The 25,672-nt window shown below is 69.5% G+C and carries 21 protein-coding genes; 5 read left to right on the top strand and 16 right to left on the bottom strand.

Annotation, left to right across the window (positions count from 1 at the left end):
- Positions 1-19: 19 nt before the first annotated feature.
- The 3 genes from OG293_RS28040 to OG293_RS28030 form a co-directional block, all read right to left on the bottom strand.
- Positions 20-1,105 carry an amidohydrolase family protein gene (locus OG293_RS28040; RefSeq protein ID WP_406001553.1) on the bottom strand — a complete coding sequence of 362 codons (1,086 nt, stop codon included), beginning with the start codon at positions 1,103-1,105 and terminating at the stop codon, positions 20-22.
- Between the two features lie 65 nt (positions 1,106-1,170).
- Positions 1,171-1,500: a hypothetical protein gene (locus tag OG293_RS28035; RefSeq protein ID WP_406001552.1), complete on the bottom strand. Its 330-nt coding sequence runs from the start codon at positions 1,498-1,500 to the stop codon at positions 1,171-1,173.
- 115 nt (positions 1,501-1,615) lie between these two features.
- Complete coding sequence (locus tag OG293_RS28030) at positions 1,616-2,563, bottom strand: heme o synthase (protein ID WP_406001551.1); 948 nt, start codon at positions 2,561-2,563, stop codon at positions 1,616-1,618.
- A gap of 360 nt (positions 2,564-2,923) precedes the next feature.
- Here OG293_RS28030 and tkt point away from each other — a divergent pair, with 360 nt between their 5' ends.
- From tkt to pgl, 5 genes are read left to right on the top strand one after another with little or no spacing between them, the layout of a single operon-like run.
- Positions 2,924-5,011 (top strand): transketolase, encoded by a 2,088-nt coding sequence (gene tkt, locus OG293_RS28025; protein WP_406001550.1) that lies wholly within the window; start codon positions 2,924-2,926, stop codon positions 5,009-5,011.
- Between the two features lie 34 nt (positions 5,012-5,045).
- A complete protein-coding gene (gene tal, locus OG293_RS28020) occupies positions 5,046-6,164 on the top strand; it encodes a transaldolase (protein WP_406001549.1) in 1,119 nt (372 codons plus the stop codon).
- Between the two features lie 5 nt (positions 6,165-6,169).
- A complete protein-coding gene (zwf, locus tag OG293_RS28015) occupies positions 6,170-7,702 on the top strand; it encodes a glucose-6-phosphate dehydrogenase (RefSeq protein ID WP_406001548.1) in 1,533 nt (510 codons plus the stop codon).
- Positions 7,699-8,748, top strand: coding sequence for a glucose-6-phosphate dehydrogenase assembly protein OpcA (gene opcA / locus OG293_RS28010; protein WP_406001547.1), 1,050 nt, complete (start codon positions 7,699-7,701; stop codon positions 8,746-8,748). Before zwf ends, opcA begins: the two co-directional genes overlap by 4 nt.
- Entirely contained in the window at positions 8,745-9,527 is a 783-nt protein-coding gene (gene pgl / locus OG293_RS28005) for a 6-phosphogluconolactonase (protein ID WP_406001546.1), read from the top strand. The genes opcA and pgl overlap by 4 nt, the downstream gene beginning before the upstream one ends.
- A gap of 155 nt (positions 9,528-9,682) precedes the next feature.
- Here pgl and OG293_RS28000 read toward each other — a convergent pair whose 3' ends face one another.
- The 13 genes from OG293_RS28000 to uvrC form a co-directional block, all read right to left on the bottom strand.
- Positions 9,683-10,093 (bottom strand): DUF3052 domain-containing protein, encoded by a 411-nt coding sequence (locus OG293_RS28000; RefSeq protein WP_406001545.1) that lies wholly within the window; start codon positions 10,091-10,093, stop codon positions 9,683-9,685.
- Positions 10,094-10,476: 383 nt separating this feature from the next.
- Positions 10,477-12,129: a glucose-6-phosphate isomerase gene (pgi, locus tag OG293_RS27995; protein ID WP_406003737.1), complete on the bottom strand. Its 1,653-nt coding sequence runs from the start codon at positions 12,127-12,129 to the stop codon at positions 10,477-10,479.
- A gap of 59 nt (positions 12,130-12,188) precedes the next feature.
- Entirely contained in the window at positions 12,189-13,400 is a 1,212-nt protein-coding gene (locus OG293_RS27990; RefSeq protein WP_406001544.1) for an MFS transporter, read from the bottom strand.
- Between the two features lie 104 nt (positions 13,401-13,504).
- Positions 13,505-13,840 carry an RNA polymerase-binding protein RbpA gene (locus OG293_RS27985; RefSeq protein WP_003976875.1) on the bottom strand — a complete coding sequence of 112 codons (336 nt, stop codon included), beginning with the start codon at positions 13,838-13,840 and terminating at the stop codon, positions 13,505-13,507.
- A gap of 134 nt (positions 13,841-13,974) precedes the next feature.
- Positions 13,975-14,211, bottom strand: a complete 237-nt coding sequence (gene secG, locus OG293_RS27980) for a preprotein translocase subunit SecG (protein ID WP_326649177.1) — start codon at positions 14,209-14,211, stop codon at positions 13,975-13,977.
- Between the two features lie 107 nt (positions 14,212-14,318).
- Complete coding sequence (gene tpiA / locus OG293_RS27975) at positions 14,319-15,107, bottom strand: triose-phosphate isomerase (protein ID WP_406001543.1); 789 nt, start codon at positions 15,105-15,107, stop codon at positions 14,319-14,321.
- 6 nt (positions 15,108-15,113) lie between these two features.
- Positions 15,114-16,325, bottom strand: coding sequence for a phosphoglycerate kinase (locus OG293_RS27970; protein WP_406001542.1), 1,212 nt, complete (start codon positions 16,323-16,325; stop codon positions 15,114-15,116).
- Positions 16,326-16,444: 119 nt separating this feature from the next.
- Complete coding sequence (gene gap, locus OG293_RS27965) at positions 16,445-17,449, bottom strand: type I glyceraldehyde-3-phosphate dehydrogenase (protein WP_406001541.1); 1,005 nt, start codon at positions 17,447-17,449, stop codon at positions 16,445-16,447.
- Positions 17,450-17,625: 176 nt separating this feature from the next.
- On the bottom strand, positions 17,626-20,571 hold the full coding sequence (locus tag OG293_RS27960) for a M14 family zinc carboxypeptidase (protein ID WP_406001540.1): 2,946 nt from the start codon (positions 20,569-20,571) through the stop codon (positions 17,626-17,628).
- Between the two features lie 154 nt (positions 20,572-20,725).
- Positions 20,726-21,715 carry a DNA-binding protein WhiA gene (whiA, locus tag OG293_RS27955; RefSeq protein WP_406001539.1) on the bottom strand — a complete coding sequence of 330 codons (990 nt, stop codon included), beginning with the start codon at positions 21,713-21,715 and terminating at the stop codon, positions 20,726-20,728.
- Positions 21,706-22,740 carry a uridine diphosphate-N-acetylglucosamine-binding protein YvcK gene (gene yvcK, locus OG293_RS27950; protein ID WP_406001538.1) on the bottom strand — a complete coding sequence of 345 codons (1,035 nt, stop codon included), beginning with the start codon at positions 22,738-22,740 and terminating at the stop codon, positions 21,706-21,708. Before yvcK ends, whiA begins: the two co-directional genes overlap by 10 nt.
- Positions 22,737-23,675, bottom strand: coding sequence for an RNase adapter RapZ (rapZ, locus tag OG293_RS27945; RefSeq protein ID WP_406001537.1), 939 nt, complete (start codon positions 23,673-23,675; stop codon positions 22,737-22,739). The genes yvcK and rapZ overlap by 4 nt, the downstream gene beginning before the upstream one ends.
- Positions 23,672-25,642 (bottom strand): excinuclease ABC subunit UvrC, encoded by a 1,971-nt coding sequence (uvrC, locus tag OG293_RS27940; protein WP_406001536.1) that lies wholly within the window; start codon positions 25,640-25,642, stop codon positions 23,672-23,674. The genes rapZ and uvrC overlap by 4 nt, the downstream gene beginning before the upstream one ends.
- Between the last annotated feature and the right edge of the window lie 30 nt (positions 25,643-25,672).

The raw sequence follows: 25,672 nt of genomic DNA, 5'->3' as shown, positions 1-25,672 counted from the left end.
GCAAGCCTGTCCGGCCGGGTCAGGCGGCCTGAAGTGCATAGACACGGCGGGCATTGCCCGCCGCGATCATCCCGGCGACCCGGTCCGCGTCGGCCCGGGACCAGGCGCCGTCGCGTACCCAGCCGCTGAGCACCTGCGCCAGCGCCTCCCGGAAGATCCGCGCGCCCACCACGTGCAGCTCGGGCAGCCCGCGGGCGCCGCTGGAGAAGAGCAGCTTCCCGAACGGCGCGAGTTCCAGGATCTCCGCGAGCACGGCCGCCGCCCGTGCCCCCGTGTGCACGAGCGCGGGTCCGAGGTCGGCGTAGACATGCGGAAACACGCTCGCCAGATGGGCGGCGTGGCGGTGGTACGGATAGCCGTGGAGCAGCACCAGATCAATGCCGAGGCCGGCGGTGGCGGCGGCGAAACCGGTGATCAGCATCGGGTCCTCCACGCCGACGTGCAGTTGGATCGGCAGTCCCGACGCGACGGCGATCCACAGCAGATGCCGTACCAGCACCGGATCGGTGAGCCGGCCGCCGACCTGCCGTCCGGCCATCCAGCGCCCGGCTGCCCCGCGCACCTCGCCCGGGCCCGGCGGCTCGGGGGCGAGCGCGAGACCGTGCCCCACGGCGGCCACCGAGGTGAACGCGACGGCGGACGCGGCGGCGCCGTGCACGGCCTCGGCGAGGTTGGCCAGCAGGCTCTCGACAGTGCCCGAGGTGTCGGCGACCTGTTCGGCAAGCAGTTCGAGCCGGACGATCTCGCGTGCTTCGGCATCGCCCGCGGCGGCGATCTCGGGCGGGCCGGTGAGGTCCCCGGGCAGCCCGGTGTCCACCAGATAGGTGGAAATGCCGCTGCCCCTCAGCAGCCGTCTGCCCGCCTCCAGTACACCGAGCTCACGGCGGCGGGCGAGATAGCGGGCGGGCGTGCAGTGCGGCTCGAGCCCCAGCAGCGGCGGGCACCAGCGCCGCACGGCGAAGCCGGTCTGGGTGTCGAAGAAGGTGGTGCCTGGTGCGGGCGGGCGGGCCGTCCTGCCCAGGTGCGCCTCGAAAGTGCCGAGACCCAGTTCCGTGCGGAGCACACCGTGGCAGTACTGGTCCACGAGGGTCGGGGTGTCGATCATCCGGGCTCCCAGTCATGGACCGTGCTTCCACAGTCCTAACGGGTCACACCCCGGCGAGGTGTTGCTCAGCCGCCCGACGGGCCGCCGACCTGGATGCCCGCCATACGGCTCCATTCGTACGGGCCGGTGCGGACCTTCGCGGCGAACTCGCCGTCGAACGACTCGTGCAGTGTGATCCCGGCCTTCTCGGCCGCGGCCTCGGCGGTGGCGTGGTCCGGAGCGACGAGGTCGCCCCAGCCGCCGTCCTCGCCGACGAGCACGATGCGCGTACCCATCTGTCCGATGTACGCGAGCTGCCCCTCGGCGCCGCCGTGCGCCTTGGCGAAGGCGCCGATCTGCTGGGCGAGCCTGGCCGCCTTGCGCTCTGCCTGCTTGGCCTGCTTGGTGTCTGCCATACGGGCGATGCTACTCGTGGGTAGAGCGCCGGCGCGACGGCGGGTTCGCGTGGCGTGGGCCACTGGCCCGAGCGCGGGAGAACGGGGAGATCCGGGCCTGGCGAAGGAACGGGGCCTAGCGAAGGAACGGGTCCACGGCGACGGCCACGAAGAGCAGCGACACATAGGTGATGGACCAGTGGAACAGCCGCATCTCCTTGAGCCTGCCGCCCGTCTCGCCGGCCTTCGCGCGGTTCTGCAGGGAGTGCGCCTCCCACAGCCACCAGCCGCCCGTCACCAGCGCCACCGCGGTGTAGAACCAGCCGGTGTAGCCGAGCGGCGTCAGCAGCAGCGAGACGGCGACCATCACCCAGCTGTAGAAGACGATCTGGCGGGCGACGACCCTGTTGGAGGCGACTACGGGGAGCATCGGCACGCCCACGCGCGCGTAGTCCTCCTTCACCTTCATGGACAGCGGCCAGTAGTGCGGCGGAGTCCAGAAGAAGATGACGAGGAAGAGGATGACCGCGCCCCAGGACATCGAGTCGGTGACGGCCGACCAGCCGATCAGCACCGGCATGCAGCCGGCGATGCCGCCCCAGACGATGTTCTGCGCCGTGCGGCGCTTGAGGATCATCGTGTAGACCACGACGTAGAAGAGCAGCGCACCGAGCGACAGCGCGGCGGACAGCCAGTTGACGAGCAGCCCGAACCAGAGGGTGGACACGACGGCCAGGACGAGACCGAAGACCAGGCCCTCGCGCGGCGACACCATTCCGGTGACCAGGGGGCGCTGCGACGTACGGTCCATCAGGGCGTCGATGTCGCGGTCGATGTACATGTTGAGGGCGTTGGCGCCGCCCGCGGAGAGGTAGCCGCCGACGCACGTCGTGAGCACGAGCCAGAGGTCGGGGACGTCCTGCGCCGCAAGGAACATCACCGGGACGGTGGTGATCAGCAGAAGCTCGATGATCCGCGGCTTCGTCAGCGCCACGAATGCCTTGACGCGGGCCCCGAACGGCCGGTGGCCCCCCGGGCTGGGAGTCAAGACGACCCCTGCGGGTCGGGACTCGACGGCCGTCACGCACACCCCTGACAGAGAAATCCCAGCAAGCTCCCGGCATGAAGACCCGGTAAAGACTTGCGCGTACCACGCCACTCTAGACGTTGCCCAGACACCGATCTTCGCGGGGGTGGGCTCGTGTTGAGCCACAGCGGGACCTGGCGCGTATACATGGCCGACAGGCGGACACCCGGCTGTGACGGCACCCTGGCAGTGTCGGATCTTTTGGCTGACCCGACACCGCTTGTGGCCGCACTCGGCTCCTTGCGGAAAGGCGGGCACTCAAAAAAGATGCGTGCTGCTCCGGGGGTAGGCTCGACAACGCCCGGTGCTTCCGTCGTCACCGGGATACGAACATGTGGAGAGGAGCCCTGACCCAGGGTGAGCACCAAGCCGACGACCACAGACCTCGAGTGGACCGATCTGGACCAGCGGGCTGTCGATACCGCCCGCGTCCTGGCCATGGATTCCGTACAGAAGGTCGGCAACGGCCACCCCGGTACGGCCATGAGCCTCGCGCCCGCCGCGTACGTCCTGTTCCAGAAGCTGATGAAGCACGACCCGGCTGACCCGGACTGGACCGGCCGCGACCGCTTCGTGCTGTCCGCGGGCCACTCGTCGCTGACCCTCTACATCCAGCTCTACCTGGCCGGGTACGGCCTGGAGCTCGACGACCTGAAGGCATTCCGGACCTGGGGCTCCAAGACCCCCGGTCACCCGGAGTACGGGCACACCGCGGGCGTCGAGACGACGACCGGTCCGCTGGGCCAGGGTGTCGCCAACGCGGTGGGCATGGCCATGGCCTCCCGCTACGAGCGGGGTCTGTTCGACCCGGACGCCCCCGTCGGTACCTCCCCGTTCGACCACACGATCTGGGCCATCGCCGGTGACGGCTGCCTCCAGGAGGGCATCTCCGCCGAGGCGTCCTCGCTGGCCGGGCACCAGAAGCTGGGCAACCTGGTCCTGCTGTGGGACGACAACCACATCTCCATCGAGGGCGACACGGAGACGGCCGTCTCCGAGGACACCCTCAAGCGGTACGAGGCGTACGGCTGGCACGTCCAGCGCGTCGAGCAGCTGCCGAACGGCGACCTCGACCCGGCGGGCCTCTGCCAGGCCTTCAAGGCGGCGCAGGCCGAGACGGAGCGCCCCTCCTTCATCGCCGCCCGCTCGATCATCGCCTGGCCCGCCCCGAACGCGCAGAACACCGAGGCCGCGCACGGCTCGGCGCTCGGCGACGAGGAGGTCGCGGCCACCAAGCGCGTCCTCGGCTTCGACCCGGAGCAGAGCTTCGAGGTCTCCGACGCCGTCCTGGCGCACACCCGGGAGGCGCTCGACCGCGGGCGCGAGGCCAAGGGCGAGTGGGAGAAGCGCTTCGCCGCCTGGCGCACCGCCAATCCCGGGCGCGCCGCCGAGTTCGACCGGATCCGCGCGACCGAGCTGCCGGCGGGCTGGGAGGACAAGCTGCCGGAGTTCGAGACGGGCAAGGGCGTGGCCACCCGCGCCGCCTCCGGCAAGATCCTCCAGGCGCTGGGCGCGGTCATCCCCGAGCTGTGGGGCGGCTCCGCCGACCTCGCGGGCTCGAACAACACCACGATCGACAAGACGTCGTCGTTCCTGCCCGACGGCAACCCGCTGCCCGGTGCGGACAAGTACGGCCGCACGATCCACTTCGGCATCCGCGAGCACGCCATGGCCGCGACCATGAACGGCATCGCGCTGCACGGCAACACCCGCGTCTACGGCGGCACCTTCCTGGTGTTCTCCGACTACATGCGCAACGCGGTGCGGCTCTCGGCGCTGATGCACCTGCCGGTGACGTACGTCTGGACGCACGACTCGGTCGGTCTCGGCGAGGACGGCCCGACCCACCAGCCGGTGGAGCACCTGGCCTCGCTGCGCGCCATCCCGGGCCTGAACATCGTCCGTCCGGCCGACGCCAACGAAACGGCGATCGCCTGGCGCGAGATCATGCGCCGCTACACCAAGAAGTTCGGCGTGGGCGCCCCGCACGGCCTCGCGCTGACCCGCCAGGGCGTGCCGACCTACGAGCGCAACGAGGATGCCGCCAAGGGCGGTTACGTGATGTTCGACGCCGAGGGCGGCGCGCCCGAGGTCGTCCTGATCGGCACCGGTTCCGAGGTCCAGCTCGCCGTCGAGGCGCGTGAGCAGCTGCAGGCCTCGGGTGTCCCGACCCGGGTCGTCTCGATGCCGTCCGTCGAGTGGTTCGAGGAGCAGGACCAGGCGTACAAGGACAGCGTTCTGCCGCCGTCGGTGAAGGCGCGGGTCGCGGTCGAGGCCGGTATCGGTCTGACCTGGCACCGCTTCGTCGGCGACGCCGGACGCATCGTTTCTCTGGAGCACTTCGGCGCTTCGGCCGACGGCAAGGTCCTCTTCCGTGAGTTCGGCTTCACTGCCGAGAACGTGGCCGCCGCCGCCCGGGAATCTCTCGAAGCCGCCGCGCGCTGACGCCGGTATACGACAAGTAGGAGATGCAATTCTCATGACAGACGCACTCAAGCGCCTCTCCGACGAAGGCGTCGCGATCTGGCTGGACGACCTGTCGCGCAAGCGGATCGCCTCCGGCAACCTCGCCGAGCTGATCGACCAGCAGCACGTCGTGGGCGTCACCACCAACCCGTCGATCTTCCAGAAGGCCATCAGCAGCGGCGACGGCTACGAGCAGCAGCTCGCCGACCTCGCCGCCCGCAAGGTGACCGTCGAGGAAGCGATCCGCATGATCACGACGGCGGACGTCCGTGACGCCGCCGACATCCTGCGTCCGGTCTTCGACGCGACCGGCGGCCAGGACGGCCGGGTCTCCATCGAGGTCGACCCTCGCCTGGCGCACAACACCACGGCGACCATCGCCGAGGCCAAGCAGCTGGCCTGGCTGGTGGACCGCCCGAACACGCTCATCAAGATCCCGGCGACGAAGGCCGGCCTGCCGGCGATCACCGAGGTCATCGGCAAGGGCATCAGCGTCAATGTCACGCTGATCTTCTCGCTGGAGCGCTACCGCGAGGTGATGGACGCCTACCTGGCCGGTCTGGAGAAGGCGAAGGCCGCCGGCCTGGACCTCTCCAAGATCCAGTCCGTGGCGTCCTTCTTCGTGTCCCGCGTGGACACCGAGATCGACAAGCGCCTGGACGCGCTGGGCACCCCCGAGGCCAAGGAGGCGCGCGGCAAGGCGGCGCTGGCCAACGCACGGCTGGCATACGAGGCGTACGAAGAGGTCTTCGGCAGCGACCGCTGGGCGGCCCTCGACAAGGCGCAGGCCAACAAGCAGCGTCCGCTGTGGGCCTCGACCGGCGTCAAGGACCCGGCGTACAAGGACACGCTGTACGTCGACGACCTGGTCGCGCCCGGCACGGTGAACACCATGCCGGAGGCGACCCTGGAGGCCACCGGCGATCACGGGCAGATCACCGGTGACACGGTGCGCGGCACGTACGAGCAGGCCCGCGCCGAGCTCGCAGCCGTCGAGAAGCTCGGTATCGCGTACGACGACGTCGTGCAGCTGCTCGAGGACGAGGGCGTCGAGAAGTTCGAGGCGTCCTGGAACGATCTGCTCAAGTCGACCGAGGCCGAGCTTGAGCGCCTCGCTCCTTCGGAGGGCTGACCAACTTGTCCGGTCTTAGCGGATCCAATCCGCTTCGTGACCCCGCAGACCGACGGCTCCCGCGTATCGCGGGGCCGTCGGGCCTGGTCATCTTTGGCGTCACAGGCGATTTGTCACGTAAGAAGTTGATGCCTGCGGTCTACGACCTGGCCAACCGCGGTCTGCTGCCGCCGGGCTTCTCCCTCATCGGGTTCGCCCGCCGCGAGTGGAAGGACGAGGACTTCGCACAGGAGGTCCACGACGCCGTCAAGGCCCACTCCCGCACGCCGTTCCGCGAGGAGGTGTGGCAGCAGCTCATCCAGGGGATGCGCTTCGTCCAGGGCACCTTCGACGACGACAACGCGTTCGAGACGCTCAAGGACACCATCGAGGACCTCGACAAGAAGCAGGGCACCGGCGGCAACTTCGCCTTCTATCTGTCCGTGCCGCCGAAGTTCTTCCCCCAGGTCGTCCAGCAGCTGAAGAGGCACGGGCTCGCCGACCAGAAGGAGGGCTCCTGGCGCCGCGCGGTCATCGAGAAGCCCTTCGGCCACGACCTGGCCTCCGCCAAGGAGCTCAACCAGGTGGTGCACGAGGTCTTCCCGGGCAACGAGGTCTTCCGGATCGACCACTACCTGGGCAAGGAGACCGTTCAGAACATCCTGGCGCTGCGCTTCGCCAACACCCTCTTCGAGCCGATCTGGAACCGGTCGTACGTCGATCATGTCCAGATCACCATGGCCGAGGACATCGGCATCGGCGGCCGCGCCGGCTACTACGACGGCATCGGCGCCGCCCGTGACGTCATCCAGAACCACCTCCTCCAGCTGCTCGCCCTGACCGCGATGGAGGAGCCCGCCTCCTTCGACGCGGACGCGCTCGCGGCGGAGAAGACCAAGGTGCTGGGCGCGGTGAAGATCCCCGCCGACCTGTCCAAGGGGACGGTGCGCGGGCAGTACGCCGCAGGCTGGCAGGGCGGCCAGAAGGCCGTCGGCTATCTCCAGGAAGACGGCATCCCGCCCGACTCCAAGACCGACACCTTTGCCGCGATCAAGCTGGAGATCGACAACCGGCGCTGGGCGGGCGTCCCCTTCTACCTCCGCACGGGCAAGCGGCTCGGCCGGCGCGTCACCGAGATCGCGGTGATCTTCCAGCGTGCCCCGCACTCCCCCTTCGACCACACGGCCACCGAGGAGCTGGGCCAGAACGCCCTGGTCATCCGTGTCCAGCCGGACGAGGGCGTGACCGTGCGATTCGGTTCCAAGGTGCCGGGCACCTCGATGGAGGTGCGGGACGTCTCGATGGACTTCGCCTACGGCGAGTCCTTCACCGAGTCCAGCCCCGAGGCATACGAACGCCTCATCCTCGACGTCCTGCTCGGCGACTCCAACCTCTTCCCGAGGGTGGAGGAGGTCGAGCGGTCCTGGATGATCCTCGACCCCATCGAGGAGTACTGGGACAAGCACGGCAAGCCCGCGCAGTACCCGGCCGGCACCTGGGGTCCGGTCGAGGCGGACGAAATGCTCGCACGAGACGGACGGAGCTGGCGTCGGCCATGAACATCGACCTCACGGACACCACGTCCAGCAAGATCAACAAGGCGTTGGTGCAGGGACGGCGCGCCATCGGCACGCCGGCCGTCGGCATGGTCCTCACCCTTGTCATCGTCACCGACGAGGAGAACGCCTACGACGCTCTCAAGGCGGCCAGCGAAGCCTCCCGCGAGCACCCCTCGCGCACGCTCGTGGTCATCAAGCGCATTTCCCGCTCGCCGCGCGACCGGGCCAAGCCGCGCCTGGACGCCGAGGTGAAGGTCGGCGCGGACGCGGGCACCGGGGAAACGGTCATACTGCGGCTGTACGGAGAGGTCGTCAACCACGCCCAGTCGGTCGTCCTGCCGCTGCTGCTGCCCGACGCGCCCGTCGTGGTCTGGTGGCCGGTGAACGCTCCCACCGACCCGGCCAGTGACCCGCTGGGCGCGCTGGCTCAGCGCCGGGTGACGGACACGTACGCGGCCGAGCAGCCGGTGCACGAACTGGCGGCGCGCGCCGAGGCGTACAACCCCGGCGACACCGATCTGGCCTGGACACGGATCACCCCGTGGCGCTCCATGCTCGCGGCCGCCCTGGACCAGGTGCACTGCGACGTCACCTCTGTCGAGGTGGAGGGCGAGGAGTTCAACCCGAGCTGCGAGCTGCTCGCGATGTGGCTGGCCGACCGGCTGAATGTGCCGGTGAAGCGCTCGCAGTCCTCGGGCCCCGGCCTCACGGCGGTGCGGATGGAGACCAACTGCGGGCCGATCGTGCTGGACCGGGCGGACGGGTCGCTGGCGACGCTGTCCATCGAGGGACAGCCGGACCGGGCGGTGGCGCTCAAGCGGCGCGAGACGGCCGAGCTGATCGCGGAGGAGCTGCGGCGGCTCGACCCGGACGACACCTACGCGTCGGCGCTGCGGTTCGGAGTGGACCGGCTGAGCGACGGGGAGGACGCCGCGGGAACCACCCAGGCCGCCTCCTCGGCCAAGTCCGGCGCAGGGGCCGAGCAGGCGACCGCGAAGAAGGCGACCGCAAAGAAGGCGGCGGCAAAGAAGGCGACGGCAAAGTGAGTGCCCCGCAGCTCGTCGTCCACCGTGACAAGGAGCTGATGGCGCAGGCCGCGGCGGCCCGGCTGATCACGAAGATCGTGGACGCCCAGGCCGCCCGCGGCTCGGCGTCGGTGGTCCTCACGGGTGGCCGGAACGGCAACGCCCTGCTGGCCGCCCTCGGGAACTCGCCGGCCCGGGACGCGATCGACTGGCCACGGCTGGATCTGTGGTGGGGCGACGAACGGTTCCTCCCGGAGGGGGACCCGGAGCGCAATGTCACGCAGGCCCATGAGGCACTGCTGGACCACGTCCCGGTCGACCCGGCGCGGGTGCACGCGATGCCCGCGTCGGACGGCGCGTACGGCAGCGACGTGGAGGCCGCCGCCGCCTCGTACGCCGCCGAGCTGTCCGCTGCCGCGGGCCCGGAGGACCACGGCCCGGTGCCGGGCTTCGACGTCCTGATGCTGGGTGTCGGGCCCGACACCCATGTCGCGTCGCTCTTTCCCGAGATGCCCGCCGTCCGTGAGACGGTCCGTACGGTCGTCGGCGTCCACGGCGCGCCCAAGCCTCCGCCCACCCGTATCTCCCTCACGCTCCCGGCGATCCGGGCGGCCCGTGAGGTATGGCTGCTGGCGGCGGGCGAGGACAAGGCGAAGGCGGTGACGATAGCGCTCTCGGGTGCGGGCGAGGTCCAGGCTCCCGCGGCGGGAGCGTACGGTCGCAGCCGGACGCTCTGGCTTCTGGACGCCGCTGCCGCGTCCGGACTCCCGAGGGATCTCTATCCCCCGGCGTCGGCCTGATCGCGCCCGACGGGCTTGATTGCCGCCGGTCGGCCCGAATCTTCGGGCCGACCGGCGGATCATGAGCTTCAGGCCGACCGGCGGGCCTGGTGAGCCGCGCCCGGTAGTCGGCGCAGGGAGCAGGGGCGAAGCCCCGGCTCCACCCCGCCGCGGGCTCACTGAGACCGGTTGCCCACCCGCCGGACGAACTTCAGCCCCGACCAGTCCTCCCCCAGCGCGGCAACCTTCACATCCACCACGCCCAGCGGCAGAAAGAGCTCCCGCAGGTCGTTCTCCGCGATGTCGCTCCGGTGTCCCGCGGCCTTCCGCGGCCACGCGATCCAGAACATCGCCCGGTCACCCAGTTGTTCCACGAGCGTCCCGGCGTCCGCCGCCAGATCATCGTGCGTGCGGTAGAAGGCCACGGTCACGTCGGCGTCCCGCGAGGCGCGCTCGCCGACCGTGACCCCTTGGGGCAGATCCAGGAGCGCCCAGCCCGGTGGCCGGTGCCTCAGCGCGACCCGCCCGCCCGGCTTGATGCCGAGCTTCTTGGCCAACGGCGTCCCCGAATACCCGGATGCGGTCATGGGTGGATTGTCGCGCCGCCCTCGGCCGTACCGCATCCCGTCGCCGGGTCCTCCCGTATCGGAAACGGCTCCAGCATCCCCGGCACCCTCTCGGCGGCGAAGGACAGGCCCTCGTCCTCCGCCGCGTCGGAGACGAGTGCGCGCCCGCGGCCGTCGCCGCCGTGAGCGTCAGCGCCCGCGGCCCGCGCCGGTAGTGCGCACCGCCGGCACCGCCGCCATCGCGCCGGCGCCGTGCCGGGCGCGACGAGCGCGCCCGGCACGGCCGAAACCACAACAGGGGCCGCGGTCGTCAGCACCCGCCACCAGCCGACGACCCGCTCATCGAGCGGGCGTTCGGCGGCCCGAGCCGGACCGCAGCCTGACCGCCATCCCCCGTCATCGGCTCAGCGACCGCGCAGTGTGCGGTACTTGGCCACGAGCGCCGAGGTCGAGCTGTCCAACTGCTCGCCGCCCGTCCCCTCGGTGAGCACCGGCTCGATCTTCTTCGCAAGGACCTTGCCCAGCTCGACGCCCCACTGGTCGAAGGAGTCGATGTGCCAGACGGCGCCCTGGACGAACACCTTGTGCTCGTACAGGGCGATCAGCTGGCCGAGGACGGACGGCGTGAGCTCCTCGGCGAGGACGGTCGTCGTCGGGTGGTTGCCCTGGAACGTCTTGTGCGGCACCAGTTCCTCGGGCACCCCCTCGCCCCGGACCTCGTCCGGGGTCTTGCCGAAGGCGAGCGCCTGCGTCTGTGCGAAGAAGTTGGCCATCAGCAGATCGTGCTGGGCGACGAGTCCCGGCAGCAGGTCGTCGACCGGCTTGGCGAAGCCGATGAAATCCGCGGGGATGAGCTTGGTGCCCTGATGGATCAACTGGTAGTAGGCGTGCTGCCCGTTGGTGCCGGGCGTGCCCCAGACGACGGGGCCGGTCTGCCACTCGACGCGGTTGCCTTCGCGGTCCACGGACTTGCCGTTGGACTCCATGTCGAGCTGCTGGAGATAGGCCGTGAACTTGCTCAGATAGTGAGAGTACGGCAGGACGGCATGCGACTGCGCGTCGAAGAACTCGCCGTACCAGACGCCCAGCAGGCCGAGCAGGAACGGTGCGTTGGCCTCGGGCGGGGCCGTGCGGAAGTGCTCGTCCACGAGGTGGAAGCCGTCGAGCATCTCCCGGAAACGGTCCGGGCCGATCGCGACCATCAGCGAGAGGCCGATGGCCGAGTCGAAGGAGTACCGCCCGCCGACCCAGTCCCAGAACTCGAACATGTTCGCCGTGTCGATGCCGAATTCCCCGACCTTCTCGGCATTGGTCGACAGCGCCACGAAGTGCTTGGCGACGGCCTCCTGGCCTGCCTTCAGCTCGGTGAGGAGCCAGTCGCGGGCCGAGGTGGCGTTGGTGATGGTCTCGATGGTGGTGAACGTCTTCGAGGCGATGATGAAGAGCGTCTCGGCCGCGTCGAGGTGCCGTACGGCTTCGTGCAGATCGGCCCCGTCGACGTTCGAGACGAAATGGAACGTCAGATCCCGGGCGGTGAAGGAGCGCAGCACTTCGTACGCCATGGCCGGGCCGAGATCGGAGCCGCCGATGCCGATGTTGACGACGTTCTTGATGGGCCTGCCGGTGTGTCCGGTCCACTCTCCCGACCTGATCCGGTCGGAGAAGGAGCCCATCCTGTCCAGCACCGCGTGCACCGCCGGCACCACGTTCTCGCCGTCCACCTCGATGACGGCGTCCCGCGGAGCGCGCAGCGCCGTGTGCAGGACGGCACGGTCCTCGGTGGTGTTGATCTTCTCGCCGCGGAACATCGCGTCGCGCAGCCCGGCGACGTCGGTCGCCGCGGCCAGTTCGCGCAGCAGCCTCAGCGTCTCGTCGGTCACCAGGTGCTTGGAGTAGTCGATGTGGAGGTCACCGACCTGGAGGGTGAATCCGCTGCCCCGTGCGGCGTCGGCCGCGAACAGCTCCCGCAGATGTGTCCCTCCCAGCTGCTCGCGGTGCTTGCCGAGAGCGGTCCATTCGGGCCTCTGATTGAGCCTGGTCCGGCCTTGTGTACTCATCTTGGACATCAGCCCACTTCTTCTCGTACCTGCCTGCGTGCCCCGCTGCGTATCCCAACCTAATTGATCAGCGGGGCGAGCGATGCGACTGCCGGAACGAACAGTCCGGCTGCCAGCAGAGCGGGTGTGTTCGGCCCCCAGGCTGCCGCCGCCGCGCCGCCCAGCAGCGCGCCCAGCGGGGCTCCGGCGATCGCGAGCGTGCGGAAGGCGGAACTGACCCGGCCCAGCAGGTGCGCCGGGCTCCGCTCCTGCACGAGCGTCGTCTGGTTGACGTTCCACACCATGCCCATGACGGCGAACACCGCCATCGCGGCGACGGTCGCCCAGAGCGCGCGCACGGACCCCATGGCGACCAGGCATCCGGTCTGCACGAGTCCGGCGGCGAAAACGCTCCGTATTCGCCCGAACCGGTCGGCGAGCCGCCGGGCCAGCAGGCCGCCCATGACGCTGCCCGCCCCAAAGGCCGTGATCACCGCGGCATATCCGCTGTTCCCCGCGTCCAGCCAGCCGGTGACATGGACGACCAAAGTGGCGATCAACGCACCCATACCGATGTTGCAGAGGGTGGTGGCGATACAGAGCCCGCGCTGTGCGCTGTCCCGCCACAGGGTGCGCAGCCCTTCCCCGATCTCGCCGCGCAGGGTGCTCCCGGCCGCTCCGGGCGCCCTCTTCGGCGGCCGCGCACCGAGGGAGGCCACCAGGACCGCCGCCACGGCATAGGTCGCCGCATCCGTCGCGTACGGCGTGGCGGCGCCCGCAACGAGCAGTACCGGCACCAGGGGCGCGGCCAGGAAGCCGCCGACGATCTGCTGTGCGGTCATCAGCCGGGCATTGGCACTGCCCAGCGCGTCGGCGGGAACCAGCGAGGGCAGCAGCGCCGCGGCGGCGTTGTCGAAGAGTGTCTGGAGCGAGGTGAGGGCGAAGGCGAGCGCCAGCAGCAGCGCGATCGAGGCGAGGTCCAGCCGGACGGCGAGCGCGAAGCCGGCCATCAGCAGGCCGCGCAGAAGGTCGACGGCCCACATCGCCCGCCGCTGGTCGACCCGGTCGGCGACCGCGCCGCCGAGCAGTCCGAACAGCAGCCAGGGCAGATAGCCGCACGCGGTCACCGACGCGATGAGCAGGGGGTCGTCGGTCAGCGACGCGGCGAGCAGCGGCATCGCCGCGGTCCGCAGCGAGTCACCGAATTTCGAGACGACGGCAGCCGTCCACAGCCTGCCGAACCCCCCGCGCCACGCGGGTGTCCGTACGGCGGCCACCTCGGTCGTCGTCACAACATCCCCCTCCGGTCCGGTGATTCAACCGTAGGGGGTGCCACTGACAGTCAATGAAAAAGTCCGGTCGGTCACCCTCGGGGTGTCCGGCCGGACCACAACTCCTAGATCTCGCCGCGCAGTTTGGCGAGCGCCTCGGCGAGGATCGCCTCACCGTCCGCGTCACTGCGACGCTCGCGCACATAGGCGAGGTGCGTCTTGTACGGCTCCGTACGCGGCGGGTCCGGCGGATTGTCCCGATCCTGGCCGGCCGGGAACCCGCAGCGCGGGCAGTCCCAAGTCTCCGGGACCTGTGCGTCACTGGCGAAGCTGGGCTGCGTCTCGTGCCCGTTGGAGCACCAGAAGGAGATGCGCAGGCGCGGCGCGGACTCGCCCCGCTCGGCCTCACCCATCGGCCCCGCTCCGACCCGGCTTCCCCGGATCGCGTTGCCACTTGCCACGGTCGTAACTCCCTGCGTGATGGTGCTGCACAGCGTCTCACAGCGGCTGCGCCGCGGTGCCCCAGTCTACGTAAGGCCCAACGCTCGTCCAGTGGTGGTAGTTACACCCCAGCCCGGAACGCGGAAGGCTGCGGTCAGCTGTCCAGCTTCATCAGCAGACCAAGTACGACAATGCACGCGAACCACAGCAGACCGATCACGACGGTGATGCGGTCGAGGTTACGCTCGGCGACCGAGGAGCCACCGACCGAGGACTGCATTCCGCCACCGAACATGTCGGAGAGGCCGCCGCCCTTCCCCTTGTGCATCAGCACCAGCAGCATCATCAGCAGGCTGAAGACGATCAGGGCAATCGAGAACCCGACAATCACGGCTGGACCAACTTCCTAGGACTGATATGGACTACGGGGGCCGGGTGGCATCCGATGACGCCTGCTCGGCCCCCGCAAGGGTACGACGGATCCGCGCTACCGCATACTTACTGGTCGCGGAACCGGACGATCTTGACGAACTCGTCGGCATCCAGCGCCGCACCGCCCACCAGGGCACCGTCCACGTCGGGCTGCGCCATGATCGCGGCCACGTTCCCGGCCTTCACCGAGCCGCCGTACTGGATGCGGACCTTGTCGGCCAGCTCCTGGGAGTACAGCTCGGCGAGACGCCCGCGGATCGCACCGCAGACCTCCTGCGCGTCCTCGGGGGTCGCTACCTCGCCGGTACCGATCGCCCAGACCGGCTCGTACGCGATCACGATGGACTCGGCCTGCTCGGCCGGGACGTCCTTGAGCCCGCCGTCGAGCTGCGCCAGCGTGTGCGCGACCTGGTTGCCCGCCTTACGGACGTCCAGGCCCTCACCGACGCAGAGGATCGGTGTCAGGCCGTGACGGTAGGCCGCCTTCACCTTGGCGTTGCACAGCTCGTCCGTCTCGGCGTGGTACTGCCGGCGCTCGGAGTGGCCCACGGCGACATAGGTGCACTTCAGCTTCGCCAGCATCGGCCCGGAGATCTCGCCGGTGTACGCGCCCGCGTCGTGCGCCGAGATGTCCTGCGCGCCGTACTTGATCTTGAGCTTGTCGCCGTCGACCAGGGTCTGTACGGACCGCAGGTCGGTGAAGGGGGGCAGTACGGCGACCTCTACGGCGTCGTAGTCCTTGTCCGCCAGGGCGAAGGCCAGCTTCTGGACGTGGGCGATGGCCTCGAGGTGGTTGAGGTTCATCTTCCAGTTCCCCGCCATCAGCGGGGTGCGGCCGTTGTCGACTTCGGTCATTGAGGTTCAGTCCTCCAGTGCGGCGAGCCCGGGGAGCGTCTTGCCCTCGAGGTATTCGAGGCTGGCGCCACCGCCGGTGGAAATGTGGCCGAATGCATTCTCGTCGAAACCGAGCGTGCGCACGGCAGCGGCCGAGTCGCCGCCTCCGACGACCGTGAAACCGGTGCTGCCGAGCAGCGCCTGGGCGACGGCCTTGGTGCCCTCGGCGTAGTCGGGGTGCTCGAAGACGCCCAGAGGGCCGTTCCAGAAGACGGTCTCGGCGTCGGCGATCTTCGAGGCGAACAGTTCGCTCGACTTCGGGCCGATGTCCAGGCCCTCCTTGTCAGCCGGGATCTTGTCGGCGTCGACGGCGATGAAGTCGGTCGGGGCCTTGGTCTTCAGGTCGGGGAACCCGCCGGAGGCCAGGACATCGACCGGCAGCACGAGCTCGACGCCGTTCTTCTCGGCGCGCTCCATGTACTCGGTGACCTTCGGGATCTGGTCCTCCTGGAGGAGGGAGATGCCGACCTCGTGGCCCTTGGCCTTGAGGAAGGTGTAGGCCATGCCGCCGCCGATCAGGATGCGGTCGGCCTTGCCGAGCAGCTGGTCGATGACGCCCAGCTTGTCGGAGACCTTGGCGCCGCCCAGTACCACCACGTACGGGCGCTTGACCTCGTCGGTGAGCTTCTTCAGGACGCCGACCTCGGTGGCGATGAGGTGGCCGGCGGCGTGCGGAAGCCGGGCCGGGAGGTCGTAGACCGAGGCGTGCTTGCGGTGGACGGCGCCGAAGCCGTCTCCGACGTACAGATCGGCGAGCTCGGCGAGCCGGTCGGCGAAGGCTCCGCGCTCGGCGTCGTCCTTCGACGTCTCGCCGGCGTTGAAGCGGAGGTTCTCGATGACGGCGACCTGACCGTCCGTGAGGCCCGAGACGACTGCCTTGGCCGACTCGCCCACGGTGTCCGTGGCGAAGGCGACATCGGCGCCGAGCAGTTCGCCGAGGCGCTCGGCGGCCGGGGCGAGGGAGAAGTCGGGGTCCGGCGCGCCCTTGGGGCGGCCCAGGTGGGAGGCGACGACGACGCGCGCGCCCGCCTCGGCGAGCTTGGCGACCGTCGGCACAACCGCTCGGATACGGCCGTCGTCGGTGATCGCGGTGCCGTCGAGCGGCACATTGAGGTCGGCGCGGACGAATACCCGCTTGCCGGCGACCCCGTCGGCGAGAAGTTGATCGATCGTCTTCATGGGATTACGGCTCCTCGGAGGACTGGGACGTGCGACAGGGCTCGAACCGCGCTGCTGTGCGCCGGCCGAGCCCTGTCGCTCACATCGTGGTGCTCTCGTTGCAGATCAGACGGTGCAGATCAGAGCTGGCCGCCGACGAAGACCGTGAGGTCCACGAGGCGGTTGGAGTAGCCCCACTCGTTGTCGTACCAGCCGATGACCTTGACGTTCTTGCCCTGGACCATGGTCAGGGAGGAGTCGAAGGTGCAGGAGGCGGGCCAGTTGACGATGTCCGAGGAGACGATCTGGTCCTCGGTGTAGTCCAGGATGCCCTTGAGCTGGCCCTCGGCGGCCTTCTGGAACGCGGTGTTGACCTCGTCCTTGGTGACCTCACGCTCAAGCTCGATGACCAGGTCGGTCACGGAGCCCGTGGGCACCGGGACGCGCATCGCGATGCCGTCGAGCTTGCCCGCCAGCTCCGGGATGACCAGCGCGGTGGCCTTGGCGGCACCGGTGGTGGTCGGAATGATGTTCTCGGCGGCGGCGCGGGCGCGGCGCAGGTCCGAGTGCGGGAAGTCCAGGATGCGCTGGTCGTTGGTGTACGCGTGGACCGTGGTCATCAGGCCCTTGACGATGCCGAAGTTCTGCAGGAGAACCTTGGCCATCGGCGCCACACAGTTGGTGGTGCAGGAGGCGTTGGAGATGACGTGGTGGCTGGCCGCGTCGTACTTGTCCTGGTTGACGCCCATCACGATGGTGATGTCCTCGTCCTTGGCCGGAGCCGAGATGAGGACCTTCTTGGCGCCGCCCGCAATGTGCTTCTCGGCGTCGGCCTTCTTGGTGAAGATGCCGGTCGACTCGATGACGATGTCGACGCCCAGCTGACCCCACGGAATGTCGGCGGGGTTGCGCTCACGGAGCACCTTGATGGTGTGGCCGTCGACCGTGATCGTGTCGTCGGTGTGGGTCACCTCTGCCTTGAGGCGGCCCAGGATGGTGTCGTACTTCAGCAAGTGAGCCGTGGTCGCAGTGTCACCCAGGTCGTTGACAGCCACGATCTCGATGTCTGCACCCTGCTCCAGCAGCGCGCGGAAGTAGTTACGACCGATGCGGCCAAAGCCGTTGATGCCTACGCGGATCGTCACGAAACCGATCTCCTCGTTGGTACGCCGGGTTTCGACGCCGGCGAGCTGTATGGGATGTCCCCGACCGCCTACGACCCTACCTCCCTGAGAGCCCCGGAGTGACATCGACAGGGGCCGGAAGCGCCCCGGCGACTCCTACCCCCCAGTAGGGGTGGGAGCCGCCGGGACCTGCGGCGTCAGTGGCGGAGGGCGCTCAGCGCCTTTCCGATCACCTGCTTGCGGTCGGCCGCACCGGGCACATGCTCCAGGCCGAAGCCGAGGAGCACGGTGTCCTTGGTGGTGACGGCCGCCTGGGAGTGGAAGAGCGCCTGGGCGCGATTCCAGTCGAGGGCGTTCCCGGGGCTGCCTGCCGGGGGTCCGGGCACGGCCCACGGGCCGAGCGCGGTCTCGAAGCCCTCCGGACCCTGGGGGGTGCCGGAGACGACGAGCCGGGTGTCGTCGACGAAGGCGCCGATTCCACCGGTGCCCGGGTCGGAGACGTACGAGACGGAGAGCTCGACCTGCTTTCCGGCGTAGGAGCTGAGGTCGACCGCGATCTGCTGCCAGCCGTTGGAGGAGCCGGTGAAGCGGTTCCAGGCGCCACTGGTACCGGTCGCGGTGCAGCCGTCGTTCGTGACGGTGAGGTAGTGGGCGAGGAACGGGTGGCCCTGGACGTAGTAGCCCTGCTCGCACTGGACGGGCACCTCGTTGGTGGTGCCGCCGTTGGCGTCCGGCAGGGTCGTCCAGTCGTCCTGGCCGACCGTGTGCGCCTCGACGACGACGTTGTCGAAGCCGCGCTCGGTGTCGTAGCTGAGCTGGAACTGCAGGCTCGGCTTCTCCGTGGCCGCCGTTGCGGACAGGTCCACCGTGCGCGCGAGGCGCATGTACGCGTCGTCCTGGTGCTTGGCCGCCGCGAACCAGTCGCCCACGGCAGGCTCGAAGGGCGTGCGGATGCCCGGATAGGTACCCGCGGACGCGCTCTTGAACTGCGGGAACAGCTCGGGCTTCAGGGTGTCGGAGGTGACGGTGTACGCACCGGCCAGATCGAGCGGGTTGCCGGGCGCGTCACCGAGCGAGGCCGACGCGCCGAGAAGCGTCCCTGAGCCCCCGAAGGAGGGCGGGGACTTGAGCCCGACACGGTTGTAGGCCCCGAGGTAGTACTGGGCGAAGTCGTTGGAGTCGGCGCCACCGAGGTCGATGTCGCCACCGGCCTGCTCACCGGCGTTGATCAGCGTGCCGCCCTCGTTGAGGAAGTCGCGTACGGCTCGTGTGGTCCCCGCTGAGGGACGGCCCGCGCCGGTGTACCAGACGGCCGTCCTGAAGTGACCGAGGACCCCGTGGGGGTTCGGGACGCCCTGGGTGGCGACGTCCCAGACCGCGGCCTTGCGGCCGTTGTCGGCCAGGGCCTTGGTGTAGGCGGCGGTGTTCTTGGCGGGGGCGGTGCCGCCCTCCTCCGCAATCACCAGCGTGTCGGCGCGCGGCCGTTCGGCGACGGTGTACGTGAAGTGCTCGCTGGAGGTGGGCTTTCCGGCCCTGGTCTCACCGGTGAACCAGACCTCGACCTTGTCGCCGACGTCGCCGTCCTGGACCTTGGCGCGGTACTCGTCGAAGCGGATGTTGTCGTCACCGCCGTACGTCTCGCCGCCCTTCCAGGGCCTCAGCGCCTGGTCGTGCGTGCGGCCGCCGTTGACACGGTACTTGAGCTCCTTGTCACGCACCGACTTGCGGGCGACGACGGAGACTTCCTGGTCGGCTCCGCGCGAGTACGACGTGGTGAAGACGTCGGGGGTGAAGTCGGCGGCCTTCAGACCGAGCGAGGAGGAGGGCTGGTCGGGATGGGCCGCGGTCTCGGCGACGGAGAGCGCGAACGGGATGTTCTTGGCGAACTCCTGCTGGATCAGCTTCTCGTCGTCGGGGAAGGTGAAGACGGACGCGCAGTCGGCCGCGTTCCACGGGTCGTTCGGGTCGATCCGGGAGGCGGTGGCGCAGGTGGACATCTCCGGGGTGTACATCATCATCCCGTTGACGTTGCCCGCGTGGCCGTCGGCCTCGCCGTTGGTGGTGTACAGCTCGGAGGAGACCTGCGGGCGGTAACCGGGGATCGCGGAGTTCGCGGGCGTGCCGGCGAGCGACTGGTAGAGCACGTCGTCCGGCGTCGGGGTCGCGACCTGCCAGCCGACTCCGTAGAGCAGCAACTGGGCGGCGGAGTGGTAGTTGATGCCGTACTCGAAGCCGATGCGCTTCTGGAAGGCGTCGAGCGCCTTGGTCTCCGGCTCGGAGGCCGGGCCGGTGCCGCGGAAGGTCTCGTCACCCGGGTCGGGGGACGACCCCTCGTTGTCGTAGCCCCACTTGTAGGCGAAGTTGCGGTTGAGGTCGACGCCGTCGCCCGGCGTGATCTTTCCGTCGCCGTTGTTGTCGTGGAGGTTCTTGCGCCACTGGCGTTCGTCGGTGCCGGTGAAGGTGTAGTCGTAGCCGTCCGGGTTGGCCGAGATGACGAACCACAGCTCGGTGGAGTCGACGATCTTGGTGATCCGCGGGTCCTTGCCGTAGTTGGCGAGGTAGTAGTGCATCAGCCGCCGGGTCATCTCGGGGGTGATCCACTCGCGGGCGTGCTGGTTGGACATGTAGAGCGTGGCGGGCCTGGAGCCGTCCCTGGACTTCTTGGCGCCCTTGCTGACCTTGAGGGCGAGGATGTCCTGGCCCTTGATCGTCCTGCCGATGCTGACGACCTTGGTGAGGGCGGGGTTGGCCTGCGCGGTCGCGAGGATCTCCCGCTTGAGGCCGTTGTCGCCGCCGTACGGGCGGAAGACTCCGTCGCCCGCGGCCGCCACACGCTTCTCGGCCGCGGCGGAGACGGTGTGCTCGGTGAGGCCGATGCCCTGCTTGCGCAGATCACCGGCCTGCTTGTCGGTGAGGTAGAGCTCGACGGTGGCGGCGCCCTTGTCGGGTACCTGCTCGGTCAGTTCATGGCCGTCGGCGCCCGCCGCGAGGATCAGCGGGACCTGGGCCTTGGTGACTTCGGCGCGCCATACGGACAGTCCCTCACCGTCGTCGCCCGGTTGCGCCTGGGCGAGCGGTGCGGCCGTAAGTCCGGCTGTCAGCAGTGAAACCGCGGCGAGGATCGATCTCGCTCTGCGTCTCATTGGCCCCCCTTGCAGTTGTGTGCCACGGAAGTGGACAGACGCCAGGCTCATGTTGCTTCATGATCATGTCAAGAGCGCCATTCGGGTGGATATGCCGCCGCTGCCGGCGCCCGGTGGGCGGCGGCAGCGGCCGGGGATTCATGGAGGCGGACATTCAGCCGACGAGACCGTCCGCCATCTCCTCGCTGAGATTGGATTCCGTGCCCGGAATGCCGAGATCCTGGGCCCGCTTGTCGGCCATGGCGAGCAGCCGGCGGATGCGTCCCGCGACGGCGTCCTTGGTCAGCGGCGGGTCGGCGAGCGCGCCCAGCTCCTCCAGGGAGGCCTGCTTGTGCTCCATCCGCAGCCGGCCGGCCGCCGCGAGGTGCTCGGGCACCTCCTCGCCGAGGATCTCCAGCGCACGCTGGACGCGGGCGCCCGCGGCGACCGCGGCACGGGCCGAGCGGCGCAGATTGGCGTCGTCGAAGTTGGCGAGGCGGTTGGCGGTGGCGCGGACCTCACGCCGCATCCGCCGCTCCTCCCAGGCGAGGACGGACTCGTGCGCCCCGAGGCGGGTCAGCAGCGCGCCGATCGCGTCCCCGTCGCGCACGACGACCCGGTCGACGCCGCGCACCTCGCGCGCCTTGGCGGCGATGCTCAGTCTGCGGGCGGCGCCGACGAGCGCCAGCGCGGCCTCCGGTCCCGGGCAGGTGACCTCCAGCGAGGAGGAACGGCCCGGTTCGGTGAGCGAGCCGTGCGCCAGGAACGCACCGCGCCAGGCGGCCTCCGCGTCACAGGTCGCGCCGGAGACGACCTGCGGCGGCAGCCCCCGGATCGGGCGGCCCCGGCCGTCGACCAGACCGGTCTGGCGCGCGAGCTGATCGCCGCCGCCCACCACCCGTACGACGTAACGCGAGCCGCGGCGCAGTCCTCCGGGCGCCATCACCATGAGCTCGGAGCTGTGCCCGAAGATCTCCAGGATGTCCCGCTTCAGCCGGCGCGCCGCGATGCCGGTGTCCAGCTCCGCCTCGATCACGATGCGACCGCTGACCAGGTGGAGTCCGCCCGCGAACCGCAGGATCGCCGAGACCTCTGCCTTTCTGCAGCAGGTCCGGGTGACGGGAAGCCGGGAGATTTCGTCCTTCACCGCTGCCGTCATCGCCATGGGCCGATCCTTCCATGCATCCGAAAAATACGGTCGTACGCGGCGGCCAACAGCTCCGGGTCGTGCTTCGGAACGCCATCGGGCGAGGCCACGGGGGCCAGCTCGACCGCCGCGCCGAACCGCTTGGCGGCGTCGGCGAGGGACTCGCGGTCGGGCACGGCTGCCTCGTCGGCCAGCACCACGTCCAGGGCGAGTTTAGGCGCGTGTCGTCCCAAAACCTCCAAATGACGCTGCGGTGAGAAGCCATCTGTTTCACCGGGCTGGGGCGCGAGGTTGAGCGAGAGGACGCGGCGGGCCTTCGTCTCGATCAGCGCGTCCAGCAGCTCGGGCACCAGCAGATGCGGAATCACGGAGGAGAACCAGGAGCCGGGACCGAGTACCACCCAGTCGGCGTCCAGGACCGCGGCCACGGCTTCGGGGACGGCGGGCGGGTCGTGCGGAACGAGGTGAACGGACTGCACCTCGCCCGGGGTGAGCGCCACCGTCGCCTGACCGCGGACCGTGTCCACCTCGTCCGGACGCTCCGGATCATGGCCCCGCACCAGGGCCTGCAGCTCCAGCGGGACGGCGGACATCGGGAGTACCCGGCCGTGCGCGCCGAGCAGCTTGCCCACCAGGTCCAGTGCCTGGACATGGTCGCCGAGCTGCTCCCACAGGGCGACGATCAGCAGATTGCCCACGGCGTGTTCGTGCAGGTCGCCCTGGGACTGGAAGCGGTGCTGGATCACCCGGGCCCAGGTCTGGCCCCAGTCGTCGTCGCCGCACAGCGCCGCCAGGGCCTTGCGCAGGTCGCCGGGCGGCAGCACGCCGAGCTCCTCCCGGAGCCGGCCGCTGGAGCCTCCGTCGTCGGCGACGGTGACGACCGCCGTGAGGTCGCCCGTGATCCGGCGCAGGGCGGTGAGCGAGGCGGACAGCCCCATGCCGCCGCCGAGCGCGACGACCTTGGGCTGCGCACCGCGCTTGCGTGCCGTCGGCGCATGCGCGGACCTGCGCAGCCGCCTCAGCCGGAGGTTACGTCCGGTCACTCGCGCCCCATGTCCCGGTGGACAACGACGGTCTCGACCCCGGCGGAGGAGAGACGGGCGGCCAGCTTCTCGGAGGTGGCCACGGAGCGGTGCTTGCCGCCCGTGCAGCCGACGGCGATGGTGACGTAGCGCTTGCCCTCGCGGCGGTAGCCCGCGGCGATGAGCTGCAGCAGCTCGGTGTAGCGGTCGAGGAACTCCTTGGCACCGGGCTGGTTGAAGACGTAGTTCGACACCTCTTCGTTCAGACCGGTGAAGGGGCGCAGCTCCGGGACCCAGTGCGGGTTCGGCAGGAAGCGCATGTCGACCACGAGGTCCGCGTCGACCGGCAGTCCGTACTTGAAGCCGAACGACATCACCGTCGCACGCAGTTCCGGCTCCTCGTCGCCCGCGAACTGGGCGTCCATCTTGGCGCGCAGCTCATGGACGTTGAGGCTGGAGGTGTCGATCACCAGGTCGGCGTCGCCGCGCAGCTCGCGCAGCAGATCGCGCTCGGCAGCGATGCCGTCGACGATCCGGCCGTCGCCCTGGAGGGGGTGCGGACGGCGGACCGACTCGAAACGGCGGACCAGGGCCTCGTCGGAGGATTCGAGGAAGACGATCCGCCGCGTGACCTGCTTGGAGTCCAGGTCGGCGAGGGATTGGCGAAGGTTGTCGAAGAACCGTCGGCCGCGCACGTCGACGACGACGGCGATCCGGGCGACATTGCCCTGCGAGCGGGCGCCGAGCTCCACCATCGTGGGGATCAGCGCGGGCGGCAGGTTGTCGACGACGAACCAGCCGAGGTCCTCGAGACACTTCGCGGCCGTACTGCGCCCGGCACCCGACATACCGGAGATGATGACCAGCTCGGGGATCGCCGCCTCCGCGGCTCCGCCGGGCTCGGTCGTGGTGCCCGTACTCACGTCTGCTGCTCCGTCTCCATCGTGCTCAGTCATGTCGTACTGCCCCCGTCGTTCTCTTCAATGATCTCTCCTGTTGCCGTATTCACGGCAGGGGCGGCCGGAGCCGCCTGGGCGAGGGCCGCCACCACGGATTCCGCGGTCTTACGGCCCATGCCGGGAACCTCGCAAATCTGCTCGATTGTCGCCTGCCGCAGCCGCTTCACCGAACCGAAGTGCTTGATCAGCGCCTGTTTGCGGGTCTCGCCGAGGCCGATGACCACGTCCAGGGGACTGGTCCTGATGCGTTTGGTCCGCTTGGAGCGCTGGTAGCGGATGGCGAAGTCGTGAGCCGTGTCACGGACCCGCTGGAGGAGATAGAGCCCTTCGCTGGAACGGGGCAGCACCACCGGGTCGTCGTCGCCCGGCAGCCAGACCTCCTCCAGGCGCTTGGCCAGTCCACAGACCGCGACGTCGTCGATGCCGAGCTCGTCCAGGGCACGCTGGGCCGCGGCGACCTGCGGCTGCCCGCCGTCGACGACGACGAGCTGGGGCGGGTACGCGAAGCGCCTGGGCTTTCCGTCGTCCTCGGGGGCATCCTCGCCGATCCACTCGCCCGTGCGGTCCTTCTCGGCCAGATACCGCTTGAAGCGGCGGGTGATCACCTCGTGCATCGAACGGACGTCGTCCTGCCCCTCGAAGCCCTTGATCTGGAAGCGGCGGTACTCGCTCTTGCGGGCCAGACCGTCCTCGAAAACGATCATGGATGCGACGACGTCCTCGCCCTGGAGGTGGGAGATGTCGAAGCACTCGATCCGCAGCGGCGCCGAGTCGAGGCCGAGCGCCTCGGCGATCTCCTCCAGGGCCCGTGAGCGGGTGGTGAGATCGCTGGCGCGCTTGGTCTTGTGCAGCGCCAGGGCCTGCTGGGCATTGCGCTGCACCGTCTCCATCAGGTCCTTCTTGTCGCCGCGCTGGGGAATGCGCAGCGAGACGTTCGACCCGCGGCGGTCACCCAGCCAATGGCTGACCGCCGCCGTGTCCTCGGGCAGGGCCGGGACCAGGACCTCCTTGGGGACCGCGTCGCCCTTCTCCTCGCCGTACAGCTGCTGGAGGGCGTGCTCGACAAGGCCCGCGGTGTCGACCGCCTCGACCTTGTCGGTGACCCAGCCGCGCTGGCCGCGGACCCGGCCGCCGCGGACATGGAAGATCTGTACGGCGGCTTCGAGCTCGTCCTCGGCGACCGCGATCAGATCGGCGTCGGTGGCATCCGCGAGCACGACGGCGTTCTTCTCCAGGGCACGCCTGAGGGCCTCTATGTCGTCGCGCAGGCGCGCGGCCCGCTCGTACTCCATCTCCTCGGCCGCCGCCGTCATCTGCTTCTCCAGACGGCGGATGTAGGTGCCGGTGCGGCCGGCCATGAAGTCGCAGAACTCCTCGGCCAGTTCGCGGTGCTCCTCGGGGGTGACCCGGCCGACACAGGGCGCGGAGCACTTGCCGATGTACCCGAGCAGACAGGGGCGGCCCTTTTGCTGGTGGTTCCTGAAGACCCCGGCGGAGCAGGTGCGCACGGGGAAGACGCGCAGCATCAGGTCGACGGTCTCGCGGATCGCCCAGGCGTGGCCGTACGGACCGAAGTAGCGCACGCCCTTCTTCTTGGCACCGCGCATGACCTGCACCCGCGGGAACTCCTCGTTCAGGGTGACCGCGAGATACGGATAGCTCTTGTCGTCCCGGTACTTGACGTTGAACCGGGGGTCGAACTCCTTGATCCAGGAGTACTCCAGCTGGAGCGCCTCGACCTCGGTGGAGACGACGGTCCACTCGACGGAGGCGGCCGTGGTGACCATGCTGCGGGTGCGCGGGTGCAGACTCGCCAGATCCTGGAAGTAGTTGGCAAGGCGCTGGCGCAGGCTTTTCGCCTTGCCGACGTAGATCACCCGGCGGTGTTCGTCGCGGAATTTGTAGACCCCCGGCGAGTCGGGGATCTGTCCCGGCTTGGGGCGGTAGCTGGAGGGGTCTGCCATGCCGTCCACCCTACTGGCGGGCAGTGACAC

The organism is Streptomyces sp. NBC_00829, from assembly GCF_045161795.1.
Classification (GTDB): Bacteria; Actinomycetota; Actinomycetes; order Streptomycetales; family Streptomycetaceae; genus Streptomyces.
This window is presented reverse-complemented; position numbering and strand designations above follow the sequence as displayed.

Excerpts from the sequence above, each read along its gene's own strand:
- OG293_RS28040 (WP_406001553.1), bottom strand. The coding sequence starts at position 1,105 with ATGATCGACACCCCGACCCTCGTGGACCAGTACTGCCACGGTGTGCTC.
- OG293_RS28035 (WP_406001552.1), bottom strand. The coding sequence starts at position 1,500 with ATGGCAGACACCAAGCAGGCCAAGCAGGCAGAGCGCAAGGCGGCCAGG.
- tal (WP_406001549.1), top strand. The coding sequence starts at position 5,046 with ATGACAGACGCACTCAAGCGCCTCTCCGACGAAGGCGTCGCGATCTGG.
- opcA (WP_406001547.1), top strand. The coding sequence starts at position 7,699 with ATGAACATCGACCTCACGGACACCACGTCCAGCAAGATCAACAAGGCG.
- OG293_RS28000 (WP_406001545.1), bottom strand. The coding sequence starts at position 10,093 with ATGACCGCATCCGGGTATTCGGGGACGCCGTTGGCCAAGAAGCTCGGC.
- pgi (WP_406003737.1), bottom strand. The coding sequence starts at position 12,129 with ATGAGTACACAAGGCCGGACCAGGCTCAATCAGAGGCCCGAATGGACC.
- tpiA (WP_406001543.1), bottom strand. The coding sequence starts at position 15,107 with ATGACCGAAGTCGACAACGGCCGCACCCCGCTGATGGCGGGGAACTGG.
- OG293_RS27970 (WP_406001542.1), bottom strand. The coding sequence starts at position 16,325 with ATGAAGACGATCGATCAACTTCTCGCCGACGGGGTCGCCGGCAAGCGG.
- OG293_RS27960 (WP_406001540.1), bottom strand. The coding sequence starts at position 20,571 with ATGAGACGCAGAGCGAGATCGATCCTCGCCGCGGTTTCACTGCTGACA.
- whiA (WP_406001539.1), bottom strand. The coding sequence starts at position 21,715 with ATGGCGATGACGGCAGCGGTGAAGGACGAAATCTCCCGGCTTCCCGTC.
- rapZ (WP_406001537.1), bottom strand. The coding sequence starts at position 23,675 with ATGACTGAGCACGATGGAGACGGAGCAGCAGACGTGAGTACGGGCACC.
- uvrC (WP_406001536.1), bottom strand. The coding sequence starts at position 25,642 with ATGGCAGACCCCTCCAGCTACCGCCCCAAGCCGGGACAGATCCCCGAC.